Annotated in this window: 20 protein-coding genes; 5 read left to right on the top strand and 15 right to left on the bottom strand. The window is 70.9% G+C overall.

All coding sequences use genetic code 11. The features are described 5' to 3' along the window. Nucleotides 1–35: 35 nt before the first annotated feature. From IE242_RS19035 to IE242_RS19025, 3 genes are all read right to left on the bottom strand, one after another. Nucleotides 36–512, bottom strand: a complete 477-nt coding sequence (locus IE242_RS19035) for a hypothetical protein (protein ID WP_189860827.1) — start codon at nucleotides 510–512, stop codon at nucleotides 36–38. Nucleotides 513–1,296: 784 nt separating this feature from the next. Next, the gene (gene mqnP / locus IE242_RS19030) at nucleotides 1,297–2,199 is read right to left on the bottom strand and encodes a menaquinone biosynthesis prenyltransferase MqnP (RefSeq protein ID WP_189860825.1); all 903 of its coding nucleotides are present in this window, start codon (nucleotides 2,197–2,199) and stop codon (nucleotides 1,297–1,299) included. Then, entirely contained in the window at nucleotides 2,196–3,653 is a 1,458-nt protein-coding gene (locus IE242_RS19025; RefSeq protein WP_189860823.1) for a menaquinone biosynthesis decarboxylase, read from the bottom strand. Before IE242_RS19025 ends, mqnP begins: the two co-directional genes overlap by 4 nt. Before the next feature lie 103 nt (nucleotides 3,654–3,756). On the opposite strand from IE242_RS19025, the gene IE242_RS19020 reads away from it, so the two are divergent. Next, nucleotides 3,757–4,107 (top strand): PLD nuclease N-terminal domain-containing protein, encoded by a 351-nt coding sequence (locus tag IE242_RS19020; protein ID WP_189860821.1) that lies wholly within the window; start codon nucleotides 3,757–3,759, stop codon nucleotides 4,105–4,107. Between the two features lie 95 nt (nucleotides 4,108–4,202). Here IE242_RS19020 and IE242_RS39210 read toward each other — a convergent pair whose 3' ends face one another. Beyond that, on the bottom strand, nucleotides 4,203–4,628 hold the full coding sequence (locus IE242_RS39210; protein ID WP_506417249.1) for a DUF8817 family protein: 426 nt from the start codon (nucleotides 4,626–4,628) through the stop codon (nucleotides 4,203–4,205). A gap of 639 nt (nucleotides 4,629–5,267) precedes the next feature. Between IE242_RS39210 and IE242_RS19010 the strand changes: the two genes are divergently transcribed. Both IE242_RS19010 and IE242_RS19005 read left to right on the top strand, forming a co-directional pair. After that, on the top strand, nucleotides 5,268–5,726 hold the full coding sequence (locus IE242_RS19010; protein WP_189860817.1) for a nucleoside deaminase: 459 nt from the start codon (nucleotides 5,268–5,270) through the stop codon (nucleotides 5,724–5,726). Then, a complete protein-coding gene (locus tag IE242_RS19005; RefSeq protein WP_189860815.1) occupies nucleotides 5,719–6,693 on the top strand; it encodes an isopenicillin N synthase family dioxygenase in 975 nt (324 codons plus the stop codon). Before IE242_RS19010 ends, IE242_RS19005 begins: the two co-directional genes overlap by 8 nt. Before the next feature lie 32 nt (nucleotides 6,694–6,725). Here the strand turns inward: IE242_RS19005 and IE242_RS19000 are convergent, their stop codons facing one another. Together IE242_RS19000 and IE242_RS18995 are read right to left on the bottom strand one after the other, a co-directional pair. Further along, the gene (locus IE242_RS19000; protein ID WP_189860813.1) at nucleotides 6,726–7,085 is read right to left on the bottom strand and encodes a hypothetical protein; all 360 of its coding nucleotides are present in this window, start codon (nucleotides 7,083–7,085) and stop codon (nucleotides 6,726–6,728) included. After that, nucleotides 7,082–7,759 (bottom strand): DUF6232 family protein, encoded by a 678-nt coding sequence (locus IE242_RS18995; protein WP_308436768.1) that lies wholly within the window; start codon nucleotides 7,757–7,759, stop codon nucleotides 7,082–7,084. The genes IE242_RS19000 and IE242_RS18995 overlap by 4 nt, the downstream gene beginning before the upstream one ends. 249 nt (nucleotides 7,760–8,008) lie before the next feature. Here IE242_RS18995 and IE242_RS18990 point away from each other — a divergent pair, with 249 nt between their 5' ends. Both IE242_RS18990 and IE242_RS18985 read left to right on the top strand, forming a co-directional pair. Next, nucleotides 8,009–10,099 (top strand): hypothetical protein, encoded by a 2,091-nt coding sequence (locus tag IE242_RS18990; protein WP_189861249.1) that lies wholly within the window; start codon nucleotides 8,009–8,011, stop codon nucleotides 10,097–10,099. 111 nt (nucleotides 10,100–10,210) lie between these two features. Next, the gene (locus tag IE242_RS18985; protein ID WP_189860811.1) at nucleotides 10,211–11,752 is read left to right on the top strand and encodes an ABC transporter substrate-binding protein; all 1,542 of its coding nucleotides are present in this window, start codon (nucleotides 10,211–10,213) and stop codon (nucleotides 11,750–11,752) included. A gap of 44 nt (nucleotides 11,753–11,796) precedes the next feature. On the opposite strand, the gene IE242_RS18980 is transcribed toward IE242_RS18985, so the two are convergent. From IE242_RS18980 to hemL, 9 genes are all read right to left on the bottom strand, one after another. Next, nucleotides 11,797–12,777, bottom strand: coding sequence for a CU044_5270 family protein (locus IE242_RS18980; RefSeq protein WP_189860809.1), 981 nt, complete (start codon nucleotides 12,775–12,777; stop codon nucleotides 11,797–11,799). After that, a complete protein-coding gene (locus tag IE242_RS18975; RefSeq protein WP_229859125.1) occupies nucleotides 12,774–13,379 on the bottom strand; it encodes an RNA polymerase sigma factor in 606 nt (201 codons plus the stop codon). Before IE242_RS18975 ends, IE242_RS18980 begins: the two co-directional genes overlap by 4 nt. A 90-nt stretch (nucleotides 13,380–13,469) precedes the next feature. Next, nucleotides 13,470–14,486 (bottom strand): c-type cytochrome biogenesis protein CcsB, encoded by a 1,017-nt coding sequence (gene ccsB / locus IE242_RS18970; RefSeq protein WP_229859164.1) that lies wholly within the window; start codon nucleotides 14,484–14,486, stop codon nucleotides 13,470–13,472. Between the two features lie 116 nt (nucleotides 14,487–14,602). Continuing rightward, nucleotides 14,603–16,387: a cytochrome c biogenesis protein ResB gene (gene resB / locus IE242_RS18965; RefSeq protein ID WP_189860807.1), complete on the bottom strand. Its 1,785-nt coding sequence runs from the start codon at nucleotides 16,385–16,387 to the stop codon at nucleotides 14,603–14,605. A gap of 3 nt (nucleotides 16,388–16,390) precedes the next feature. Then, the gene (locus IE242_RS18960) at nucleotides 16,391–17,167 is read right to left on the bottom strand and encodes a cytochrome c biogenesis CcdA family protein (protein WP_189860805.1); all 777 of its coding nucleotides are present in this window, start codon (nucleotides 17,165–17,167) and stop codon (nucleotides 16,391–16,393) included. A gap of 1 nt (nucleotide 17,168) precedes the next feature. Next, nucleotides 17,169–17,825: a TlpA family protein disulfide reductase gene (locus IE242_RS18955; RefSeq protein WP_189860802.1), complete on the bottom strand. Its 657-nt coding sequence runs from the start codon at nucleotides 17,823–17,825 to the stop codon at nucleotides 17,169–17,171. A 66-nt stretch (nucleotides 17,826–17,891) separates the two neighbouring features. Beyond that, complete coding sequence (locus IE242_RS18950) at nucleotides 17,892–19,211, bottom strand: polysaccharide deacetylase family protein (protein ID WP_189860800.1); 1,320 nt, start codon at nucleotides 19,209–19,211, stop codon at nucleotides 17,892–17,894. A 344-nt stretch (nucleotides 19,212–19,555) separates the two neighbouring features. Next, a complete protein-coding gene (locus tag IE242_RS18945; RefSeq protein ID WP_189860798.1) occupies nucleotides 19,556–20,230 on the bottom strand; it encodes a histidine phosphatase family protein in 675 nt (224 codons plus the stop codon). Next, complete coding sequence (gene hemL, locus IE242_RS18940) at nucleotides 20,227–21,546, bottom strand: glutamate-1-semialdehyde 2,1-aminomutase (RefSeq protein WP_189860796.1); 1,320 nt, start codon at nucleotides 21,544–21,546, stop codon at nucleotides 20,227–20,229. The genes IE242_RS18945 and hemL overlap by 4 nt, the downstream gene beginning before the upstream one ends. Between the last annotated feature and the right edge of the window lie 592 nt (nucleotides 21,547–22,138).

Genomic DNA, 22,138 nt, shown 5'->3' with positions numbered 1-22,138 from the left:
GCACCGGTTCGGTGCGGGCCCTGATCTGCTTCAGATCACCACATGTGCACGCGGGTGACGCTGAGCGTCGGACCGCTGCCGGCACCGTTCGTGCTCCCGTTGACCGACTTGATCTTGAAGAAGAGGTCGTCGCCCTTCTTCCCGGTCCACTCTCCGTGGGACTGGCCTCCGTCGAAGCAGGCGGTGAAGGTCTTCGTGTCCCAGTACTCGTTCGGACTGGTGTAGTTGAAGTTGATCAGCTGAACCGAGGTCGACTCATCGACGTACCCGTGATCCGGGGTTCTGCAGTTGTAGAAGTCGATGATCGTGGGGGCCGACGCGATGTCGGTCATGCTGGACTCAAAGCCGGGCCGCACGCCCGAGAGGTAGCTGTCGATGGCCCGAACCGAGAACCCTTCCTGCTTACCCCCCAAGGCATCCTCGGCGAACGCCGTAGGCGCGGCGACGAGCGGCAGCAGGGAGGCACATGCCGCAACCGCCGCAGCCTTGGGCATACTGAGAGAAGAACGCATGGATCACTCCTGATGTGAAGGCGTTCGCGAGGCCGGATCGGCCTCGCCGTCCCCTTCGGGATTACGGCCCGGAGGGGACGGTCAAGCTTCACGTGCGGTCCAGACCACGTGGAAGATCATCCTGTTGAACGTGATCGTTCCGTGACCAACTCCAGGCAAAGAACGCGTGATTGTGCAGTTTCGTAACAGGAAATTTTCGATCAAGCGTCGAGCCTGCAGGTGCCCTGGTGCTGAGCTTGGTGGACGCGTCGGCACTCCTGTTCGAGACGGAATGCACAGTAAGGCATCGGTTTCGCCCTTGCCGTAGTGCAGGCGCGGGACTTGAGAATGGCTTCAGCTCCGGCAAGGCCGCCCGCTCCGCTCGGGCATCGGTGATGTCGAGGCGGCGGCCGATGAGGCCGCGGCCGGCTACGGCCGGGCGGGGCGGGGCCGCTGAGCCTCGCGGCTTGGGCAAGCGGTGGCCCGGGCTTGAGCACGGGCCGAGGGTGAACTGGTGAGAAGTCGCTTGAGCCGGGTGTACCGAACCAGCGCCACCTCGTCGGCCTCGCCGAGCAGGACCGCCCCCTCCAACGGCGACCAGTTCGGCCCGCAACGCCTCCGCCTTCTCGGAGTACGGGCTGTCGAGCCCGAACAGCTCCGCCAGCGCGGCGTCGTCCCCGCTGCCGTACACGCCACCCGGCATAAGAACCGTCCGGCCGCGTGAGGTCGAGCGGGGCGTCCCGAGCACCGTGGAACGACGAACTCCATGTGCGCGACCCGCCCGCGTGCCCGGAGTACGAACCCTCTAGACCGTCAGCCCCCGCACCAGCAGATCCAGCAGCGCACACACGAACAGCGCGATCCCGATGAACCCGTTGACGCTGAAGAACGCCCGGTTCAGCCGCGACAGGTCGTTCGAGCGCACGATGCTGTGCTCGTACACGAACGCGCCCGCGACGATCAGCAGGCCCAGCCAGAAGAACACGCCCGCGTCCGTCGCCAGCGCGAACCACACGAACAGCGCCGTGGTGACGGCGTGGCAGACGCGGGCGCCCCAGATGGCGGCCGGGATGCCGAAGCGGGCCGGGACGGACTTCACGCCGATCTCGCGGTCGGTCTCGACGTCCTGGCAGGCGTAGATCAGGTCGAAGCCGCCGATCCAGACGCCGACCGCGAGGCCGAGGATCACGGCCTCCCAGGACCACTCGCCGGTGATGGCGAGCCAGCCGCCGATCGGGCCCATGGCCTGGGCGAGGCCGAGGATGGCCTGGGGGAAGTTCGTGAACCGCTTGCCGTAGGGGTAGACCACCATCGGGATCACCGCGACGGGGGCCAGGGCCAGGCAGAGCGGGTTGAGGAGCGCGGCGGCGGCCAGGAAGACGACGACCGCGACCAGCGCGCCCGTCCAGGCGTGCCGGACCGACATCGCGCCCGTGACCAGCTCACGGTGAGCCGTACGCGGGTTCCTCGCGTCGATCTCGCGGTCGATGATCCGGTTGGCCGCCATCGCGAACGTGCGCAGGCCGACCATCGCGACGGTGACGAGGAGCAGGTCCAGCCAGTGGATGCTCTCGTCCACCGTGAACATGGCCGTCAGCGCCGCGATGTACGCGAACGGCAGCGCGAACACCGAGTGCTCGATCATCACCAGGCGCAGGAACGCCTTGGTGCGGCCCGGCTGGGGGATGGCGGCGGATGCCGAGGTCACAGGCCGTACTCCTTCCAGCGGCGGTCGACCAGCGCCGCCGTCTCCGGGTCGGACAGCACCATCTCGGGCCAGCCGCCGTCGCGCGTGTAGCCCTCCTCGGGCCATTTGCGCGTGGCGTCGATGCCCGCCTTGCCGCCCCAGAACTGCTGGTACGAGGCGTGGTCCAGGTGGTCGACCGGGCCCTCGACCACGGTCAGGTCACGGGCGTAGTCGGTGTTGCCGAGCGCCCGCCAGGCCACCTCGTGCAGGTCGTGGACGTCGCAGTCGGAGTCCACGACCACGATGAGCTTGGTGAGGGACATCATGTGGGCGCCCCAGATGGCGTGCATCACCTTCTGGGCGTGCTTGGGGTACTTCTTGTCGATCGAGACGATCGCGCAGTTGTGGAAGCCGCCGGCCTCGGGGAGGTGGTAGTCCACGATGTCCGGCACGATGATCTTGAGGAGCGGGAGGAAGAAGCGCTCCGTCGCCCGGCCCAGCGGGCCGTCCTCCGTCGGCGGCCGGCCGACCACGATCGACTGGAGCAGCGGGCGCTTCCGCATCGTCACGCAGTCGATCTTCAGGGCCGGGAAGGGCTCCTGCGGGGTGTAGAAGCCCGTGTGGTCGCCGAAGGGGCCTTCCGGGAGCATCTCCCCCGGCTCCAGCCAGCCCTCCAGGACCACCTCCGCGTTGGCCGGGACCTGGAGCGGGACCGTCTTGCAGTCCACCATCTCGATCCGCTTGCCCGCGAGGAAGCCCGCGAAGAGGTACTCGTCGATGTCGCCGGGGAGGGGGGCCGTGGAGGCGTACGTCACGGCGGGCGGGCAGCCGAAGGCGATCGCGACCGGGAGGCGCTCACCGCGCCGCGCGGCGACCTGGTAGTGGTTCCGGCTGTCCTTGTGGATCTGCCAGTGCATACCGATGGTGCGCTTGTCGTGGCGCTGGAGGCGGTAGAGGCCCAGGTTGCGGATGCCCGACTCGGGGTCCTTGGTGTGGGTCAGGCCCAGGTTGAAGAAGGAGCCGCCGTCCTCGGGCCAGGTGAAGAGCGCGGGCAGCGCCTCCAGGTCCACGTCGTCGCCCTGGAGGACCACCTCCTGCACGGGCGCGTTCTCCGCCTTGACCTTCTTCGGCGGTACGTGGGTCATCGAGCCGAGCTTCCCGAAGGCCTCGCGGACGCCGACGAACCCGTGCGGCAGCTCCGGCTTGAGCAGGCCGCCGATCCTGTCGGTGATGTCCGCGTACGACTTCAGGCCGAGCGCCTTCAGCAGGCGCCGGTCGGTGCCGTAGACGTTCATGGCCAGCGGCATCGACGAGCCCTTCACGTTCTCGAAGAGCAACGCGGGGCCGCCGGCCTTGTTGACCCGGTCGGTGATCTCGCCGACCTCCAGATGGGGATCGACCTCCGCCTTGACGCGCTTGAGGTCGCCTTCCCGATCGAGAGCCCGGAGGAACGAGCGAAGATCGTCATAAGCCATGCGTTCCAGTATCCGATACGCACTACTCTGGACCTGTCACCGGGGGGCCGGACCGCCGCCCGCCCCGGTCCTTACGACCGTGACTGTGCAAGGGGACCGACACATGCTCCGGGTGCTGATGATCCTGGTGCCGCTGGCACTGAGCATCTACGCGTTCATCGACTGCATCACCACCCAGGAGAAGGATGTCCGGCACATCCCCAAGCCCCTGTGGGCCATCCTCATCCTGCTGTTCCCGCTCGTCGGCTCGATCTCCTGGCTGATCGTGGGCCGCGACCGCGCCAGTGCCTCCGGCCGTATCGGCGGCGGGGGCGCCCGCAGGTCCGGCGGCGGCTGGGTCGCCCCGGACGACAACCCCGACTTCCTCAAGTCCCTCGAGGACGAGCGCAAGAAAGACGGGGACAGCAGGGACGAGGACAGGGACGGAGACAAGAAGGACGATCCCAAGGACTGACCCGCGCGCGTGAGGTGTGCGAGCTCACGCCCGCCGCGCGCGCAGATCCTCGAGCCGGTTCAGGTCGTCCCGTACCGACTCCCGGTCCTCGTCCGTCAGCCGGTCGACGGTGGCAGCGCGGCCTCGGCGAGCGCAGACGCCTTCCCCTCGTCATCACCCAGGCGGTCGGCAACGTCCGCCCGCAGCGCGAAGAGGCGGAACAGCTGCACGGCCTTGGGCCGCTCGTCCTCCAGCCGCAGCACCCGGTCGGGCACCCTCGCCGCCGCCTTCGGGTCGTCCTTCGAGTCCGCGAAGAGGGCCGCCTGGTGCAGGGCCCGGGCGAAGGTCCCCTCGGGCGCGGGCCGGTGGTCGTGGTGGTCGCTGACGGGCTGCCCGTCCCGGATGCAGTTGCCCCCCGGGTCGGTCATCAGGAACTGGCGCACGCCGTGCGAGGTGTCCTTGAGCGCGCCCAGCCGGGGCAGACCGCGGGTCGGGACCTTCCCGTACGCCTCCTTGAGGCCGGCCCGGAACGCCGCGTACAGCGCGTCGACGACGTCGGTGCGGACGTAGCAGGTGCTGTACGACTCCGTCGGGGAGCCGGACGGCCGTACGCGGGACTGATTTCTCCGGGGTCCACGTGGACAAGGCGCATACCCATCACCATGCCGATGCGGTCGCTGGGGTAGATGTGCGTGCCGGTGTGCAAGGCGCGCAGGATGCCCAGGACCTCTTCGCCACCGATCAGGCCCTGCGGGTCGTCTGTGGCACGGAGCGGGATCTCCCAGACGGTCAGCTCGTCCGGTGTGCCGGCGCTTTCCGTACCGGTGACGATGCGGATTGCCTCGGTGGGGGGCGGCGGGGGCAGTACACCCCGGATGAACGCGTCACCGGGGAGCGGGGCATGGATGTGGTGGAGCAGCAAGCGGGTGATCTCCGCTTGCTGCTCCGCGATGTCTTCACGGGCGAGGGTCACTGCTCACTACCGACCCAGGTCGCTGTTGCCGACACAGGTGGGAATCATCCTGCCGTCCCAGTCCTCCTGCTACCGATGGAAACCTCCCCCTGGCACGGGGCGGGGAAGCCGCACGCGTACCTCACGCGTGCGGCGGCGTAGCGCGTCCGCCGCCGTCGCGGCTCCGTGCGCCGTTGCCCCGGCCCACCCCGCCGAGCACAGTGGGGGCATGGATCAGGCAGAGGACCGGCTCCGGCTCGCCACCGCTCTCGCCGAGGCCCGTGCCGGGCTCGCCGAGGGCGGTGTCCCGATCGGTGCGGCCCTCTACGACGCGGACGGTGCTCTCCTCGGGCGCGGCCGCAACCGCCGCGTCCAGGACGGTGATCCGTCCCTGCACGCCGAGACGGCCGCGTTCCGTGCGGCGGGCCGCCGGCGCACGTACCACGGCACGACCATGGTCACCACCCTCTCGCCGTGCTGGTACTGCTCCGGGCTCGTCCGGCAGTTCGGCATCTCCCGCGTGGTGATCGGCGAGGCGGCCACCTTCCGCGGCGGGCACGAGTGGCTCGCCGAGCACAGCGTCGAGGTCGTCGTCCTGGACGATCCCGGATGCACCGCCCTGATGCGCGACTTCGTCATCACCCACCCGGACCTGTGGAACGAGGACATCGGTGCCATCGATGAATAGCTCGAACAGCCACCGCATACCCACCATCGACCTCACCCCCTGGCTGGCCGGCGACGCCCGGACCCGCGCGGACATCGCCCGCACCGTCGACGAGGCCCTCCGGACCGCCGGGTTCCTCCTGGTCAGCGGCCACGGCGTGGACCCGTCCCTGCGCACCCGTATCCGTACGGCCGCCCGCGCCTTCTTCACCCTGCCCGCCGAGGTCAAGCAGGCGTACGCGGCGAAGGTCGGCGGGCGCGGATGGCTCGGGCCGGGCGCCGAGGCGAACGGCTACGCGGAGGGCACCGAGACCCCGCCGGACCTCAAGGAGTCGCTGACCTTCGCGACGCACGAGCCGTTCGACGACCCGGCCGTCGACGCCGAGTGGTACGCGCCCAACGTCTGGCCCTCCGAGACCCCCGGGCTCCGGCCGCTCTGCGAGGAGTACCTGGCCCGCATGGCCGAACTGGAGAACCACCTGCTCTCCCTGCTCGGCGAGGCACTGGGCCTGGAGCCCGACTTCTTCACCCGCCACATGAGCCACCCGACGTACGGCTTCAACATCAACTGGTATCCGGGGCGGGACGTGATCGGCGAGCCGCAGCCGGGGCAGTACCGCATCGGCCCGCACACCGATTTCGGCACGCTCACGATCCTCGACCGGCAGAGCGGCAGGGGCGGCCTCCAGGTATTCACCGACGAGGGCGGCTGGGACGACGCCCCGTACGACCCGGACGCCTTCACCGTCAACGTCGGTGACCTGCTGGCCCGGTGGACCGGTGACCGGTGGCAGTCCGGACGCCACCGGGTCCTGCCCCCGCCGGCCGACGCACCCGCCGAAGAGCTGATGTCGCTGGTCTACTTCGGCGAGTGCACCCCCGGCACGCTCGTCGAGTCCGTGCCCGCGCCGGTCGGCCGGGTCGCGTACGAGCCGGTGGACTCGCATGTGTACCTGCGCGGGAAGCTGGACTCGATCACGGTCCACTGACAGCGGGCCGGAGCGCCGGCGGCCGGTACGCGCTACTGGGCGCCGAGCAGCTGGAGGATGTGGTTGACCGCGTCGAGGACCGGCTGGCCGATCGCGCCGACCGTCGCCGCGATCCCGGCGACGGCCATCAGGGCGCGGTGCCGGTCCTGCGGCGGGACGGTGGCGTCGGCGGTGACGGCGGGGAGGGAGTCGTCGAGGGCCTGGGCGCTGGCGGACGGGAGCCGGCCGCGGAGGTCGTCGATCAGCCGGCGGAGCTCCTGGACGGCCTCCTGGAGCTCCGGGGACGCGGCCGCGGTGTCCGCGGCCGCCCACTGGTTCTTGACGATGCCGGTGTTGTGCGTGCCGCCGTGCATGTTCACGTTGTCGCCGAAGTAGTAGGTGTCGCCGCTCATCGGTTCGCCACTCCCACGTTGCCCGTGCCGCCGTACATGTTGACGTTGTCCCCGTAGTAGTAGTGCCTGGGGTTGAGCGTGATGCTCTCCACCTTCACCTGGAACTCCGCCTCGGGGTGCTCTATCGCGTGGGTGATGGTGCCGACCAGCCGGTCCAGGTGACGCGGGTCGCTGCTGGTGACCATCGCGATGGACGGGCCAGACGTCTCGACGGCCAGGACGTACTGGGACTGCGCCGTGAGCACGGCCATCAGCTCGACGAGGGAGAGGATCAGCGCGGCTATGGCGCCGACCCACACGAACGAGACGATGTTGCTCGCCGTGTCCTGGTCGGCGAGGGCCGTCATACCGCCGATGACCGTCAGGGCCAGGGCCACCGACAGGACGATGGCCACGTTCTTGAGGAAGCGGATCGTGGCGTCCTTGCGCCGGGGGTGCAGGGTGAAGGTGTACACCCGCGCGATGTTGTGCAGCGGATAGGCGGCCGTGCCCACCCACAGCAGCCGTTTGCTGACCTTCAGCTCGACGGTGCTCCCGGACAGCGGCGGGGACGGGGGCGCGGCAGGCAGCGGCGGAACGCCCTGCGCCGGAGCGGGCGGGGCGCCGGACGGTGGGCCCCACGCCGCGCCCTGGTTCTCTCTCTGCGGGTCGCCCGCCGGTTCCGTCGACTGCATCCGCATCCCCCGAGATGTACGTGTTCATGTCATTACTGTGTGACACCCATTAGTGCGGGAACAGGGTGCGAGCGCAAGCGCTATTCGTCCCTCGGCCCCCGATCGGCTCTGCCGGGCGCTCACAGACCTGGCCCGGAGCGAGCCCCCGTTCCTACACTGCTGTCGACGCACCACACCAGCCGGGACAGGAGCGCGGGCCCGCCGGGCGCGGCGACGAGCGCGGTCCCGGCCGCTCCGGGAGGAGGCGTGGTGGGCACAGGCCTGCACGGCCGAGGGGCGTTGTTCGACACCGAGCCGCCGGGGCTCGCCGCGCGGCTCACCGGTCTGCGGCCGTACCAGCACATCTCCTCGCCGTTCGAGCACCCGCGGGAACCCCCGTTCGTGGTGTTCGCCGGCGTCCGGGGCATCGGGAAGAGCGCGGTGCTCCAGGAGCTGCGGGCCGCGTACAAGGGGCACACACCCGTCGCGCTGATCGACGGTGAGGAGGCCCAGTTCGACCGGCCGCCCCCGCACCGGCCCGCGCACGAGTGGGCGCCGGTGTCGCAGGCCGTGCTGACGATCGCCGAGCAGCTCGCGGAGCCGGTGACGGGTGCCGGGCGGATCCACTTCCCCCGGCTGGCCTCGGGACTGATCGCCGTCGCGGCCGGGGACTGGAGCGACCGGGACCTGCCGCGGATCCGGGAGGAGGCCGAGCGGATCCTGCTGCTGAACGGCACCGGATCGGGAGTCGCCGGATTCGCGGGGCGGTGGGTCGGCAAGGTGGTGGCCAAGATGGTCTCCGCCACCTCGACGGGCACCGGTTCCGTGGTCGAGCCGGTCATCGAGGCGACCTGGGAGGCGGTCGGCGAGGGCCTGTCGGCGACGCACCGGCGGCTGCGCCGGGGCGCGAGCTGGTACCAGGGCTACCCGAACGCGGGCGGCAACCCGAAGCTGGGCCTCATCCTGCTCTCCGGCCACTCCCGGTCGGGCGGCGACCCGCGCACGCACGCCGAGCGGTATCTCGTACGGGCCCTGCTGGCCGACCTCCAGGACGCGTACGCGGGCGTCGTACGGCGCACGCGCCGCCTCGGGCGGCCTGTGGTCCTGATCGACAACGTGCAGGAGCCCGCCGTGTGCCGGCTGATGGAGTCGGTGCTGCGGGATCGTGCCGGGGGCAGGGCCGACCAGGTGGTCTTCTTCGCCGCGCTGCGCCGCCACCGGCACCCCGCGCTGCGCCACGCCGTACGCCGGACGCTGCCCGAGGTGGCCGGGAACAGCGGCTGGCAGCCGGCCGCCACCCCGTCCACCCGGGCCCTGCTGGTCGCGCTGCCGCCGCTCACCGCCGACAACACGCTGCACCTGGTGGACGCCGCCTGCCCGGGGCTGCCCCTGCCGCCCCACCTCCCTCGCGCCATCCAACGGCTGACCGGCGGCAACCCCCTCGGCGTCACGCTGACCGCCGCCTCGGCCCGGCAGAACCTGCCCCGGGGGAGCACCTCGCTCGGCGCGCTGCTCACGGCCGACGTCCAGCTGCGCGAGGACCACGACCAGCGCCCCGCCTACCGGGAGATACTCGACCGGCTGGTCCCCGGTGACCGGCTGGACGAGCTGACCGTGCTCGCCGCGGCCCACGACCGCGACTCCGCGTTCACCCTCGCCAAAGCGCTGCTGCCGGCGGACTTCGGCGCGCCGGACGTGCTCGGCCTGCAGGCGCGGCTCGCCGAGGAGGGGCACCCGGCGGCGCCCGGCCACTTCGTCGGCGACCCGTTCGTACGGACCCTGCTGCTGCTCCGGCTGCACCACCAGGACCCCGGCCACCGGACGTGGCGGGCGGCCCACCGCACGCTGATCGACCACTACGGCGACGCCGAGGACCACGTCCGCTACCGCGTGTACCACGAACTCTCGCTGGGCGACGTGGACCTGGCGGTCTCCCGGCTGCGCGACGCCTTCCACCGGCTGCACACCCGCAGCTGGCTGTCGGCGCTGGTCTACGTCGCGTCCGCGCCGTACCACCCCGCGCACGCCCCCGGGGGCCGGTCCGCCGGCGACCCGTCGTACGACGACCGGGCCGCTGTCGCCCTCGGCCACACCGACGCCGCCCAGCTCCCGCCGCAGGGCGTGGACGCGGCACTGCATCTGCGGGTGCGGCGGCTGCTGTACGCGGTCTGGCAGCTGACCGATCCGCTGGTACTGCCGGACGCGAAGGTCACCGAGCGGCTGCGGTGGGAGCTGGAGCAGCTGTCCGACCAGCGGTCCGCGGGCACCGAACTGCTCTGGCACGCCTCCCGCGACTGGCCCGAGGACGCGCTCGCGGGACGCCCGCTGCGCGTGCCGGGCGGCGACGCGGGGGGCGCCTGACGGCGCGGGCCTGCACCGCGGCCGTGAGCACCGGAACACCGGAACACCGGAAGCACCGGAAGCACCGGAAGCACCGGAAGCACCGGGCGAGGACAAGATCGGGGGCACAGGATGCCGAGTCGGGTGGTGTGGCTGCGGGAGCACGTCTGGGAGATCCGGTTCCGCCGGTACCTCGCGCTGGTGGCCGCCCTCGCCCTGGTGGCGGCGGGCGTCTGGGCGGGGACGATCCTGACGGAGGAGGACCGGTCGTGCGCGGCGGGGGTCGTCCTGCCCGAGGGCGGCGACGAGTGCGTGGGCGTGGCGACGGAGAGGTACGCCTTCGGGCAGCGGGCGTTCACCGGGATCGCAGACGCCATCGACCGGGAGAACCGTGCACTGGGGACGGGCGCGCAGGTCACCGTGGCGGTTCTCGAGCCCTTCACCGCGCGCGACCGCGAGACCGTGGGGGACGTCCTGCACGAACTGCAGGGCGCCTACCTGGCCCAGCGCCAGGCCAACGACGGGCCCTACAAGCCCCGCGTCCGTGTGCTGCTCGCCAACACCGGCGCGAACGGCGCGTACTGGCGGTACACGGTCGACCGGCTGGCGGGCATGACCGGGGCGCCCCACCACCTGCGGGCGGTGACCGGCATCGGGAGCAGCACCGACGCCAACAAGGCCGCCGTCAAGGCGCTGACCGCGCGGGGCATCCCGGTCGTCGGCACCGCCATCACCGCCGACGACCTCGCCAACGGCCGGCCCGGCGCGGCGGACGAGGAGCCCTACCCCGGGCTCGCCCGGGTCGCCCCCACCAACACGGACCTGGCCCGTGCCCTCACCTCGTTCACGCAGGTCCCGCCGGAGCGGGCGTACCTGGTGTACGACAAGCCGGGCGACCCCTACACCCGCACGCTCCAGACCTCGTTCGAGGAGCTGATCTCGGGGTCGCCGTACGCGCCGGCGACGTTCACGCCCCCCGCGGACCGCGCCCAGGAGGGTCTCACGGCCAACACCTTCCGGCAGATCAGCTACACGCTCTGCGGGACGCGGCCGGCCACGGACACCATTCTGTTCGCGGGTCGGCGCACCCAGCTGCGTCAGTTCATCAACGCGCTGGGCCAGCACTGCGGAGGCCGTACGTTCACTCTGCTCACCGGGGACGAGGGCGCGTACCTCACCAGCGATCCCCAGCTGGACGCCACCGCGCTGGACAACCTGACCGTGCGCTACACGGCGCTCGCCCACCCCGACGCGTGGACCACGGTCGGCGCGCCCGGCCGGGGCGGCTCGCCGTCGGCCGCGCGGGAACTGGAGGAGGCGGTGGCGGCGGAGGAGGAGCTGTTCGGCGAGGACGCCCTGGACGACGGCCAGCTGACCGTCGCGTACGACGCCATGACCCTGGCCGTCCACGGCATCCGCGAGGCCACACCGGAGAACAGCGGGATCCCGCCGCTCGCACAGGTGCGGACCGTGTGGCCGCACCTCAACGGGCCGCGGCTGCGGGTGAACGGCGCGAGCGGCTGGATCTGCCTGGACAACCACGGCAACCCGTACGACAAGGCCGTACCGGTCGTGGAACTCACCGAGCGGCGCGGCACCCGCTTCCTGGGCATCGCCTGGCCCGAGGGACGGCCCCCGGAGAAGGAGTGCGTGCCGTCACCGGACGACTCCTGAGCTCCTGAGCGCCGGGGGCCGCCGCTCTCCGGGAACCGCCCGCCCTACGGGCGCTGCCCCGCCTCGTCGACGACGGCCCGGTGCAGGACGGCCGTGTTGCTGGTGACGGTGCCTTCCTTCACGTCCGAGTAGTCCTCGGTGGCCACGCTGCGCTCGCCGAGGAACTCATGGGTCTCCTTGTCGAAGATCCACTCGTCGCGGGTGGGGTTGTCGGGGTCGTCACGGGTGATCGCGACTCCCTTGCGGCCGGCCGCGTCGACCGCGTTCTCGACGACGGTCACGCCCGGAATCCGCGCGACGGCCCGGTAGAGCGCCGCGCTCTGCTCAGGCGGCACGATCGCGTCCCGGATCAGATCGTTGACCAGCACGAACATGGCCTGGTTGGTCTCCTGGCCGCTGTACTTCGGAGCGGTCTCGCGCAGCCAGTCGTACATCTCGTCGGGGTCGGTGGGCAGCGTGGCCAGGTGCCGGTAGTTGGTGCTGACCTCGTAGCCGGCCTGTCCGGGCCGCGGATCGGTCTCCGTCTTCCACTGGCCGCGCCCCGTCTCCCGGACCAGTCCCACGCGGGTGCCGTCGACCGAGTGCCAGGTCTCCAGCCGGTGCAACGGCGGGATCTTCGTCTTCTCGCCCTCCTCGTACTGGGCCCAGGAGACCTTGCTGTCCACGTAGACGAACTGGTCGTCGCGGATGTCGCCGTAACCGTCCTGGTGCTCGGCCGCCAGCGCGATGTCCTCCAGCAGCGCGACCGTCGCCCGGCTGGGCGGCCGGGTGCTCGTGCCGCCGTCGCCGGAGGACGGCAGGAGGACGACGGTGACGACGGCCGCCGTCGCGACGGCGGCCGCGGCGAGCGCGGGCCGCAGCCACTTGCCGCGGGTGGCGGGGGCGGGCGCGGAGTCGTCCTGCCGGATCTCTGACATCAGATGCTCCTTGAGCAGTCGGTGACGGCCCGGCGGAAGTTCTTCCTCGGGGAGTTCCGGGAGTTCCGGGAGATCCGGAAGCTCCGGGAGTTCCGGGGAGCGGTTCATCGGTTTCCCTCCCTCAGGGGCCTGACCGCGGTGGTGCGGTCACCTCTGCTCTGTCCGCGCCCGGCGGACGGTTCCATATGTTTCGCGAGCTTTGCCCGTGCGCGCGAGAGCCGGGACCGTACGGTGCCCACGGGCACCCCGAGCGCCTCCGCCGCCGCCGCGTAGCCGAGCCCGGACCACACGCACAGGGCCAGCACCTCGCGCTCGGCGCGCCGCAGCCTCGCCAGCGCGGTCCGTACGAGGGCGAGCTGCGCCGCGTCGTCCAGGCGGCCGGCGATCTCGTCGGCGAAGTCGTGCACGGCCTCGTCGCGCGGGAGACGCGCCATCGCGGCCGCGTGTCTGCGGGCCGCGCGCCGGGTGTTGCGGGAGACGTTGGTGGCGATGCCGAGCAGCCAGGGCCGCAGCGAGCCGCCCTCCTCGTCGACCCGGCCGCGCAGCCGCCAGGCGTCCAGGAAGGTCAGCGAGACGACGTCCTCGGCGGCCGACCGGTCCCCCGTCAGGCGGAAGGCATGGTTGTAGACGGAGCGCGCGTACGCGTCGAAGAGCTCGCCGAAGGCGTCGTGGTCCCCCGTGCGCACGCGTCTCCGCAGATTCGTGTCCACGCCCGGTATCTGTCCGTACGGCGAAGGCCGGTTCCCGGGACGTGACTCAGGTCACGCGGGAACCGGCCTTCGCCGAGGAACTCCGGACGGTCAGACGTCCGCGTACGAGTGCTTGCCGGAGACGAAGATGTTGACGCCGTAGTAGTTGAACAGCCAGCAGCCGAAGGCGATCAGCGCGATGTACGCCGCCTTGCGGCCCTTCCAGCCTGCCGTGGCGCGGGCGTGCAGATAGCCGGCGTAGGCGACCCAGGTGATGAAGGACCAGACCTCCTTGGGGTCCCAGCCCCAGTAGCGGCCCCAGGCGTCGCCCGCCCAGATGGCACCCGCGATGATCGTGAACGTCCACAGCGGGAAGACCGCGGCGTTGACGCGGTAGGAGAACTTGTCGAGGGAGGCCGCGGCGGGCAGCCGCTCCAGCACGGACGTGGCGAAGCGGCCCGGCGTGCCGCCGCTCATCAGCTTGTTCTCGTAGGAGTCCTTGAACAGGTACAGGACCGTGGTCATGGCGCCCACGTAGAACACGGCACCGCAGAAGATGGCGGTGGAGACGTGGATGTACAGCCAGTACGAGTGGAGCGCGGGGACCAGCTGGTCGCTCTCGGTGTACAGGACGGTGACGGCGAGACCGAGGTCGAGCAGGACCGTGGTGATCAGGATGAGGCCGAGCCAGCGGACGTTCTTCTTCAGGGCCAGCAGCGTCAGGTACACACCGACGGCGACCGTGGAGAAGGTGATGTTGAACTCGTACATGTTGCCCCACGGCGCCCGCTGCACCGACAGGGCGCGCGCGAGCACACCGGCGAACTCGACGAGGAAGGCCAGCACGGTGAGGGACACGGCGATCCGGCCGTAGAGGTCGCCCTTCTCGTCACCGCCGTGCGCACCGGGGCCGTCCGGCACGTCCCGGGCGCCGGTCGCGGACCGGACGACGACCTGCGGCCGCTCCAGTACGGCGGTGCCGCCGGCCTGCTTGACGGTGATCGCGGGCGCGTCCGCCTTCTTCCCGGCGCCGGCGGTCAGCGCGGCGGCCGTACGGCCGACCTTGCTGCGGCTGCCGAAGAGCCACTCGGCGATGTACGCGAAGAAGGCCAGCGTGTAGACGACCATCGCGGAGTGGATCAGCACGTCGCTGTACTTGGCGAGCTGCTCGTTGGTCGCGGCGGCCAGCTCGGTCACGCCGGACAGATCTGTCACGGCGGCCAGCTCGGTTGCGGCGGCAAGGGTCACTGCTTGTCAGCCCCTTCGGCGGAGACGACTTGAGGGTCGGGGGTGGAGGTGTCGGCGCTCGGCTCCTCGGTGGGCTGGGCGTCGGACGGGTCGGGGTCCTGGTCCTGTGTGCGTTCCGGCGGGGCGTCGGGTGCGGTCGGTGCCGCGTCGTACACCACCGCCGCGAGCCGGCCCAGCTCCTCCGGCACCTTGGCGGACTCGCTGCGGCCGAGGCCCGCCATCTCGACGACCGTCACCCCGTCGGCGCCGCGGACGGCCCGCACCCAGACCCGGCGGCGCTGGATGAACAGGGAGCCGGCGAGACCGCCGATGGCCGCTATGGCGCCGAGGAGCGCCCAGCCGCTGCCGGGCTGCTCGGTGACCTGGAAGCCGGCCCACTCCTTGATCTCCTTCTCGAAGGTGATCGAGCCGGCGCCGTCCGGGAGCTGCATGGTCTCACCGGGCGCGAGCCGCTCGGTGAGCAGCTCGCCGTCGGAGTCCTCGAACTTCTCCAGCTTCCTGGTGTCGAGCTGGTAGACGTTCTGCGCGATGCCCGAGTCCACGCCGACGTCCCCGTGGTACGCGCTCAGCGCCAGCCGCGGATTCAGGAGCGCGGGGAACTGGGACAGCATCGTGCCCTGGCCCTCGCCCGCGAAGGACGGTACGAAGAAGGCGTTGAAGCCGAGCTGCTCCCGCTCGCCGTCGGCGTTCCGGTAGCCGTCCAGGACCTTGATCGCTCCGGAGGAGGTCACGTTGCTGTCCTGGGGCAGCAGCGGCACGGCGCCCTTGTAGACGACCTTCCCCTTGCCGTCCCGCACGGTGACGACGGGCGCGTACCCGTGGCTGACCAGGTAGACCTTCGAGTCGCCGATCTTCAGCGGCTCGTTCACCTTGATGGTGGTCCTCTTCTCCTCGCCGTCGGCGCCCACGCTGTAGGTCACGTCCGCCTCGTAGGTGCGCGGGGTGCCCTTGTTGGGACCGGAGACCTCGTAGGTGCCCTTGAACTCCTTCAGGTCGAAGCTGAAGGGCTCCAGGTCGTGGTCGATCGAGAAGAGGCTGCCGGACTTGAAGTCGTCGTACTGGGTGATCGTGTTGGCGAAGCCGTCGCCCTCGACCACGAGCTTGTTGCCCTCGGACTTGTAGAGCTGGCCCCAGGCGAAGGCGACCAGCATCACGATCAGGGCGATGTGGAAGAGGAGGTTGCCCGCCTCGCGCAGATAGCCCTTCTCGGCCGCCACGGCGTCGCCCGCGACATGGGCCCGGAAGCGATGCTGCTTCAGCACCCTCAGCGCGACCTCGCGGACCTGCTCCGGCTCGGCCCCGGTGCGCCAGGTGGTGTACGCGGGCAGCCGGGTCAGCCGCTTCGGGGCGCCCGGCGGACGGCCCCGCAGCTGGCCCACGAACTGCCAGGTGCGCGGCACGATGCAGCCGATGAGAGAGACGAACAGCAGGATGTAGATCGCCGAGAACCACACCGAGCTGTACACGTGGAACAGCCCGAGCTTCTCGTAGATCGGCCCGAGGGTCTCGTGCCGGTCCATGAAGTCGGCGACCTTGGTCGCGTCCGTGCCCGACTGCGGGATCAGCGAGCCCGGGATCGCCCCGAGCGACAGCAGGAAGAGCAGGAGCAGCGCGACCCGCATCGAGGTCAGCTGCCGCCAGAACCAGCGGGCCCAGCCGATGACGCCCAGCGAGGGCAGGTTCGGCGCCTCCTCGCGGGGCGCGGTGGAGAGCTGGGAGCCGGCGGCGCCGAGGTCGTCGGCGCTTTCCTTCTCCGTGCCCTTGGTGTCAGTGGTACTCATGGATCAGATCCCCACCGAGAAGCCGTTCGACCAGACCTGCATCTCCTGCACGAGGCGGTCCCACGCCCCGGTCAGCAGCAGCAGTCCGGTCACGATCATCATGACGCCCCCGATGCGCAGCACCCATACGTAATGCCGCTTGACCCAGCCGAAGGCACCGAGCGCCTTGCGCAGGGCGACCGCGGTGAGGACGAAGGGCACACCCAGGCCCAGACAGTACGCGACCGTGAGCAGCGCGCCACGACCGGCACTCGCCTCGCTGGAGGAGAGCGCCAGCACGGAGGCGAGGGTCGGGCCGATGCAGGGCGTCCAGCCGATGCCGAACAGCGCGCCCAGCAGCGGGGCGCCGACCAGGCCGGTCGCGGGCTTCCGGTGGAAGCGGAACTCCCGCTGGGTGAGCCAGGGCATCAGCCCCATGAAGAAGACACCCATGAGGATCATGAGCACCCCGAGCGTCTTCGACAGGACGGACTGGTGCTCCTGGAGCGTCGCGCCGAAGTAGCCGAACAGCGCCCCGCTGGAGACGAACACGGCGGTGAAGCCGAGCACGAAGAGGGACGCGCCCATGACCATCCGCCCGCGCCGGGCCTCGGCCAGGTCGGTGCCGGTGACCCCGGTGACGTACGACAGATAGCCGGGCACGAGCGGCAGGACGCACGGGGAGAAGAACGAGACGAGGCCGCCGAGCAGGGCGATCGGCAGGGCGAGCAGCAGGGCGCCGCTCATCACCGTCTCGTTCTGGCCCGTGAGCGACGCGGCCAGCGTGGACACCGCTGTCACGTCACTTCTCCGCCAGGACCGGGTCGATCATCTTGCGCAGCTTCTCCTCGGTCAGTGCCTGGAGGGAGCGCGCGGCGACCTTGCCGTCCCGGTCGATGACGAGCGTGGAGGGGATCGCCTTCGGGTTGAGCGTGCCCTTCTCGAAGCGCAGCATCAGCTTGCCGGTCGGGTCGTACAGGCTCGGGAAAGTGACCCCGTAGTCCTTCTCGAAGGCCTTGGCCGGGCTGGTGCTGGTGTCGCGGGTGTTGATGCCGACGAACTGCACGCCCTGGTCGGCGAGGTCCTTCGAGACGGTGACGAGGTTGGGCGCCTCGGCGCGGCACGGCGCGCACCAGGAGCCCCACACGTTCAGGACGACGACCTTGCCCTTGTACTCCGAGAAGACGTCGAGCTTCTCGCCCTCCAGGGTCTCGCCGGAGAGGTCGGGGGCGGCGGTGCGCTCCGACTTCTTCACGGTGGCGATGCCCTCGGAACTGGTGATGAAGCCGGTGCCGCCGCCTCCGCCGGAGGTCCCCGAACCGCACGCGGACACGGCGAGCGCGAGCACGGCGGCCCCGGCCGCGAGCAGTGCGGTGCGGCTGCGGCGGCTGCGGCTCGTACGGGCCTGGCGGGTGCGGTTCGCGCGCTGGGGAGCGCGGGCACGGCTGGCGGCACTCATGTGAAAAGTTTCGCATGCCCGTTTAGGGAATCTTCCGCACCCCCCTGAAGGGCACGGAAGCCCATTTCAGGCCGCCTCCCCCGGGTTCCGGTCCGCGCGGCTCCCCGACCGCTGTCCGGTGGCCTCCGCGAGGAACCGCTTCCAGCCCCCGGCCGGGCTCTCCCCCACTCCCAGCGACCGCAGCCGCTCCAGCACGTCCGGCCGCTGTACGTCGAGCCAGTCCGTGAACTGCCGGAACGACACCAGCCGCACGTCACCGCCCTTCTCCCGCTCCCGGGCCATGTGCTTCAGGGCCTCCTCCACGGCGTCCATGTAGATGCCGCCGTTCCACTCCTCGAAGTGATTGCCGACGAAGAAGGGCGCCCGGTTCGTCTCGTACGCCCGCCGGAAGCCGGCGATGTAGGCCTCGGTGGCCTGCCGGCGCCAGGCCGGGTAGTTGGCGGGCGGGGCCTGGGTGGAGTTCAGGGACTGGTTGGCGAGCATGTTGTAGTCCATCGAGAGCACCTCGAAGGAGCGCCCGGGAAAGGGGACGGCCTGCAACGGCAGGTCCCAGATCCCCTGCTTCCTGTCCGGCCACACCTGGAGCCCGCCGGGCGAGGAGGCGTCGTACCGCCAGCCCAGCTCGCGCGCGGTGGGCAGCAGGTTGTCCTGGCCGAGCAGGCACGGCGTCCGGCCGCCGACGAGTTCCTTGTCGTAGTCGAAGGGCAGCGGATCGAGGTCGTCGAAGCCCGTGTTGGTCCGCCACTCCTTCACGAAGGACTTGGCCTGGTCTATCTCGCTGCGCCACTGCTTCGGCGTCCAGTGGGCGACCGAGCCGTGTCCGTCGCCGCAGAAGTGGCCGTTGAAGTGGGTGCCTATCTCGTGGCCGTCGAGCCAGGCCCGGCGCAGGTTGGTGAGCGTCGTCCTGATGTGGGCGTCGGTGAGGTAGCCGATGTCGGAGGCGCCGGGCGCGTTGTTCGGCGGGAGGTACGCGCGCTTCTTCGACTCGGGCAGCAGATACAGCCCCGACAGGAAGAACGTCATGTGGGCGCCGTGGTCCTCGGCCGCCTTCAGGAAGCGCGGGAAGAGACCGTTGCCGACGTCTCCGGCGCCGTCCCAGGAGAACACCACGAACTGCGGCGGGGTCTCGCCGGGCTCCAGCGGCCGGGGCTTCTCGGGCTGGCGGGGCTGGGGTCCGGTGTCGGCGGTGGACCCGTCCCCGAGCGGCTTGGCCCGGACGGGCTCACGGCCGCTCCCGTTCTTCGCTCCCCCGTTCCCGGACCCGCTCCGCTCCTGCTGCCGGTCCCGCACACCGGTACCGCAGCCGGCGAGCCCCAGAGCGGTGACAGCCCCGGCGCCGAGCCCGAGCATTCCCCTTCTGCTGATGTGGCTGCTGGTGTGACGCATTGCATCCCCCTTGGTCGTACGCCGTCCCCCGTGGCCGAAAGGACACCAATGGAGAGGGCGCCACGAGGGACGAAGTTCCGCCAGTGCGGGGATTATTTCCCGACCTTTACAGAGAAACGCTTAGATGCCGCTTGTGTACGCTTTGTAACGAGGCGTACGCCGGGGGCGCGGCCGTAGACACGCCCAAAGGGGGCGATGCGCCCGGTAAGGGGCGCATGCCCGGTAAGGGGGCGCAGCCCCTTAGGGGCGCGGGGAACTGCGCGAGCAACCACAACAAACCCGCAGCCGCCCTACAACATCAACCCGGCACCCCTACCGCGCCCCCACCCGACCCAGCGGAGCGCTCACGCTCCGAAGGCCTTGTCCTTCCCCTTCACCGGCTTCGCCCCCGCCAGCAGATGCGCCGGCACCAGATCACGGGCGGGCTCGCTGTACCCCACGGACACGATCTTGTCGTCCTGGTACGTGAACGTGGTCAGCGACGCGAGCGTGCACTGCCGCCTGCGCGGGTCGTGCCACAGCCGCCGGCGCTCGACGTGCGACCGCACGATCCAGATCGGCAGCTGGTGGCTGACCACGACGGCCTCGTGCCCCCGGGCCGCGTCCTTCGCCGCGTCCAGCGCGGCCATCATCCGTATGACCTGGTCGGCGTAGGGCTCGCCCCAGGACGGGCGGAACGGGTTGGTCAGGTGCTTCCAGTTCCCGGGCCGCCGCAGCGCGCCGTCGCCGACGCCGAAGGTCTTGCCCTGGAAGACGTTGTCGGCCTCGATCAGCCGCTCGTCGGTCGCGAGGTCGAGACCGTGCGCCTTGGCGATCGGGGTCGCCGTCTCCTGGGCTCGCTCCAGCGGGGACGCCGCGACGTATGTGACGTCCCGGGAGGACAGGTGCTCGGCGACCCGGTCGGCCATACGGCGACCGAGGTCGGAGAGGTGGTAGCCGGGCAGGCGGCCGTAGAGGATGCCGTCGGGGTTGGCGACCTCTCCGTGCCGCATCAGGTGGACGACGGTGACGTCACTCATGCTGCCGTGGCCTCCGCCGCTGCCCGCGCCGCCGCCGGGAGGGCGTCGGCGATCCGCTGGACCGCGCGCTCGTCGTGCGCGGTGGACACGAACCACACCTCGAACGACGACGGCGGCAGGTAGACGCCCTGCGACAGCATCGAGTGGAAGAAGGCGTTGAAGCGGAAGGTGTCCTGCGCCTTGGCGTCGTCGTAGTTGCGCACCGGGCGGTCGGTGAAGAAGACGGAGAACATGTTGGAGGCCGTCTGCAGCGTGTGCGCCACGCCCTCCTTGGTGAGCGCCTCCGAGACCAGCGCCTGGATCTGCTGGGAGACGGCGTCGAGCTTGGTGTACGCCGCGTCGTCCAGCAGCCGCAGCTGGGTGAGGCCGGCGGCGGTCGCGACCGGGTTCCCGGAGAGCGTGCCGGCCTGGTAGACGGGACCGGCGGGCGCGAGGTGGGCCATCACGTCGGCACGGCCGCCGAAGGCCGCGGCCGGGAAGCCGCCGCCCATCACCTTGCCGAAGGTCATCAGGTCGGGGCGCACCCCGTCGACCCCGAACCACCCGGCGCGGCTGGTCCGGAAGCCCGTCATGACCTCGTCGGAGATGTAGAGCGCGCCGTTCGCGGCGCAGGCGTCCTTCAGCCCCTGGTTGAAGCCGGGCAGCGGCGGTACGACGCCCATGTTGCCGGGCGAGGCCTCGGTGATGACGCAGGCGATCTCGCCGGGGTGGGCGGCGAAGGCGGCGTGCACGGCGTCGAGGTCGTTGTACGGCAGCACGATGGTGTCGCCGGCCTGGGCACCGGTGACGCCCGGGGTGTCGGGCAGCGCGAAGGTCGCGACCCCGCTGCCGGCCGACGCGAGCAGCGCGTCGACGTGCCCGTGGTAGCACCCGGCGAACTTGATCACCTTGGACCGCCGGGTGAACCCGCGGGCCAGCCGGATGGCGGACATGGTGGCCTCGGTACCGCTCGAAACGAGCCGCACCCGGTCGAGGGGCTCGACGCGGGCGACCATCTCCTCGGCGAGCGCGACCTCGCCCTCGGCGGGCGTACCGAAGGAGGTGCCGCGTGCGACGGCCTCCTGCACGGCCGCGACGACCTCCGGGTGGGTGTGCCCGAGGATCATGGGTCCCCACGAGCACACGAGGTCGACGTACTCGCGGCCGTCGGCGTCGGTCAGATAGGGACCGGTACCGGACACCATGAACCGGGGCGTACCGCCCACGGCGCCGAAGGCGCGCACCGGAGAGTTCACGCCGCCGGGCGTCACGGCCGCCGCGCGCTCGAAGAGATTCTGCGAAACTGGGGCATCGAACGGATAGCTCACACAAGCCATGGTGTCAGAGGCTTGGGGAATCCCGCGGACTGGTGTTTCCACGCACGTTTCGGCGCGTGACCGCGGGGGAGGTCAACTGACACGATGATCGGGTTGCGCAGCGGGGGCCACGCCTCCTAGAAAAGCAGTCGGGTGGAGATATGCATCGCGGTGGCGGACTGGGCGAGGGGACCGATGACCTCGGTCCGCGGCGTGCCCGGCGGGGAAGGCACCGGCGCGAGGCGGAGGAATCGACCGAGACACGGGGCGAGGCGCGGCAGAAATCGCCGGGTCCGCAGACATCCCCCGGTCCTCAGGCATCGCCCGGATCGCCCGGTCCTCAGGCATCGCCGGGCCCTCAGACATCGTCAGGTCCCCTCCCCTCGTCAGGTTCCCAGGGCGCACCGTTCCCCCAGGGCCCCGTGGCCCCGCAGGGCTCCGTGGCTCCGCAGGGCCCCGTGGCCCCGCAGGGCTCCTCGGTACCGTCGGGTCCCGTGCCTCCGGCACCGCCGCATCCCGCCGCTCCGCAGCAGGGCGGCACTGATCCTGAGCGAATCGACCTTGCGGGCCGTATGGACGGTATGGACCGTATGGATCAGACCGGCAGGACCAA

The organism is Streptomyces poonensis (genome assembly GCF_014650915.1).
Classification (GTDB): domain Bacteria; phylum Actinomycetota; class Actinomycetes; order Streptomycetales; family Streptomycetaceae; genus Streptomyces; species Streptomyces poonensis.
Note: the sequence above shows the minus strand (reverse complement) of the source record. Positions and strands in the feature narration are given on the sequence as shown.

What these genes read in the sequence shown, in the direction of transcription:
- IE242_RS19005 (WP_189860815.1), top strand. Translation starts at nt 5,719, where the DNA reads ATGAATAGCTCGAACAGCCACCGCATACCCACCATCGACCTCACCCCC.
- IE242_RS18955 (WP_189860802.1), bottom strand. Translation starts at nt 17,825, where the DNA reads ATGAGTGCCGCCAGCCGTGCCCGCGCTCCCCAGCGCGCGAACCGCACC.
- IE242_RS18950 (WP_189860800.1), bottom strand. Translation starts at nt 19,211, where the DNA reads ATGCGTCACACCAGCAGCCACATCAGCAGAAGGGGAATGCTCGGGCTC.
- IE242_RS19035 (WP_189860827.1), bottom strand. Translation starts at nt 512, where the DNA reads ATGCGTTCTTCTCTCAGTATGCCCAAGGCTGCGGCGGTTGCGGCATGT.
- hemL (WP_189860796.1), bottom strand. Translation starts at nt 21,546, where the DNA reads ATGGCTTGTGTGAGCTATCCGTTCGATGCCCCAGTTTCGCAGAATCTC.
- IE242_RS19020 (WP_189860821.1), top strand. Translation starts at nt 3,757, where the DNA reads ATGCTCCGGGTGCTGATGATCCTGGTGCCGCTGGCACTGAGCATCTAC.
- IE242_RS19000 (WP_189860813.1), bottom strand. Translation starts at nt 7,085, where the DNA reads ATGAGCGGCGACACCTACTACTTCGGCGACAACGTGAACATGCACGGC.
- IE242_RS18980 (WP_189860809.1), bottom strand. Translation starts at nt 12,777, where the DNA reads ATGAACCGCTCCCCGGAACTCCCGGAGCTTCCGGATCTCCCGGAACTC.
- IE242_RS18995 (WP_308436768.1), bottom strand. Translation starts at nt 7,759, where the DNA reads ATGCAGTCGACGGAACCGGCGGGCGACCCGCAGAGAGAGAACCAGGGC.
- ccsB (WP_229859164.1), bottom strand. Translation starts at nt 14,486, where the DNA reads ATGGTCGTCTACACGCTGGCCTTCTTCGCGTACATCGCCGAGTGGCTC.
- IE242_RS19010 (WP_189860817.1), top strand. Translation starts at nt 5,268, where the DNA reads ATGGATCAGGCAGAGGACCGGCTCCGGCTCGCCACCGCTCTCGCCGAG.
- IE242_RS18985 (WP_189860811.1), top strand. Translation starts at nt 10,211, where the DNA reads ATGCCGAGTCGGGTGGTGTGGCTGCGGGAGCACGTCTGGGAGATCCGG.
- IE242_RS19025 (WP_189860823.1), bottom strand. Translation starts at nt 3,653, where the DNA reads ATGGCTTATGACGATCTTCGCTCGTTCCTCCGGGCTCTCGATCGGGAA.
- resB (WP_189860807.1), bottom strand. Translation starts at nt 16,387, where the DNA reads ATGAGTACCACTGACACCAAGGGCACGGAGAAGGAAAGCGCCGACGAC.
- IE242_RS18945 (WP_189860798.1), bottom strand. Translation starts at nt 20,230, where the DNA reads ATGAGTGACGTCACCGTCGTCCACCTGATGCGGCACGGAGAGGTCGCC.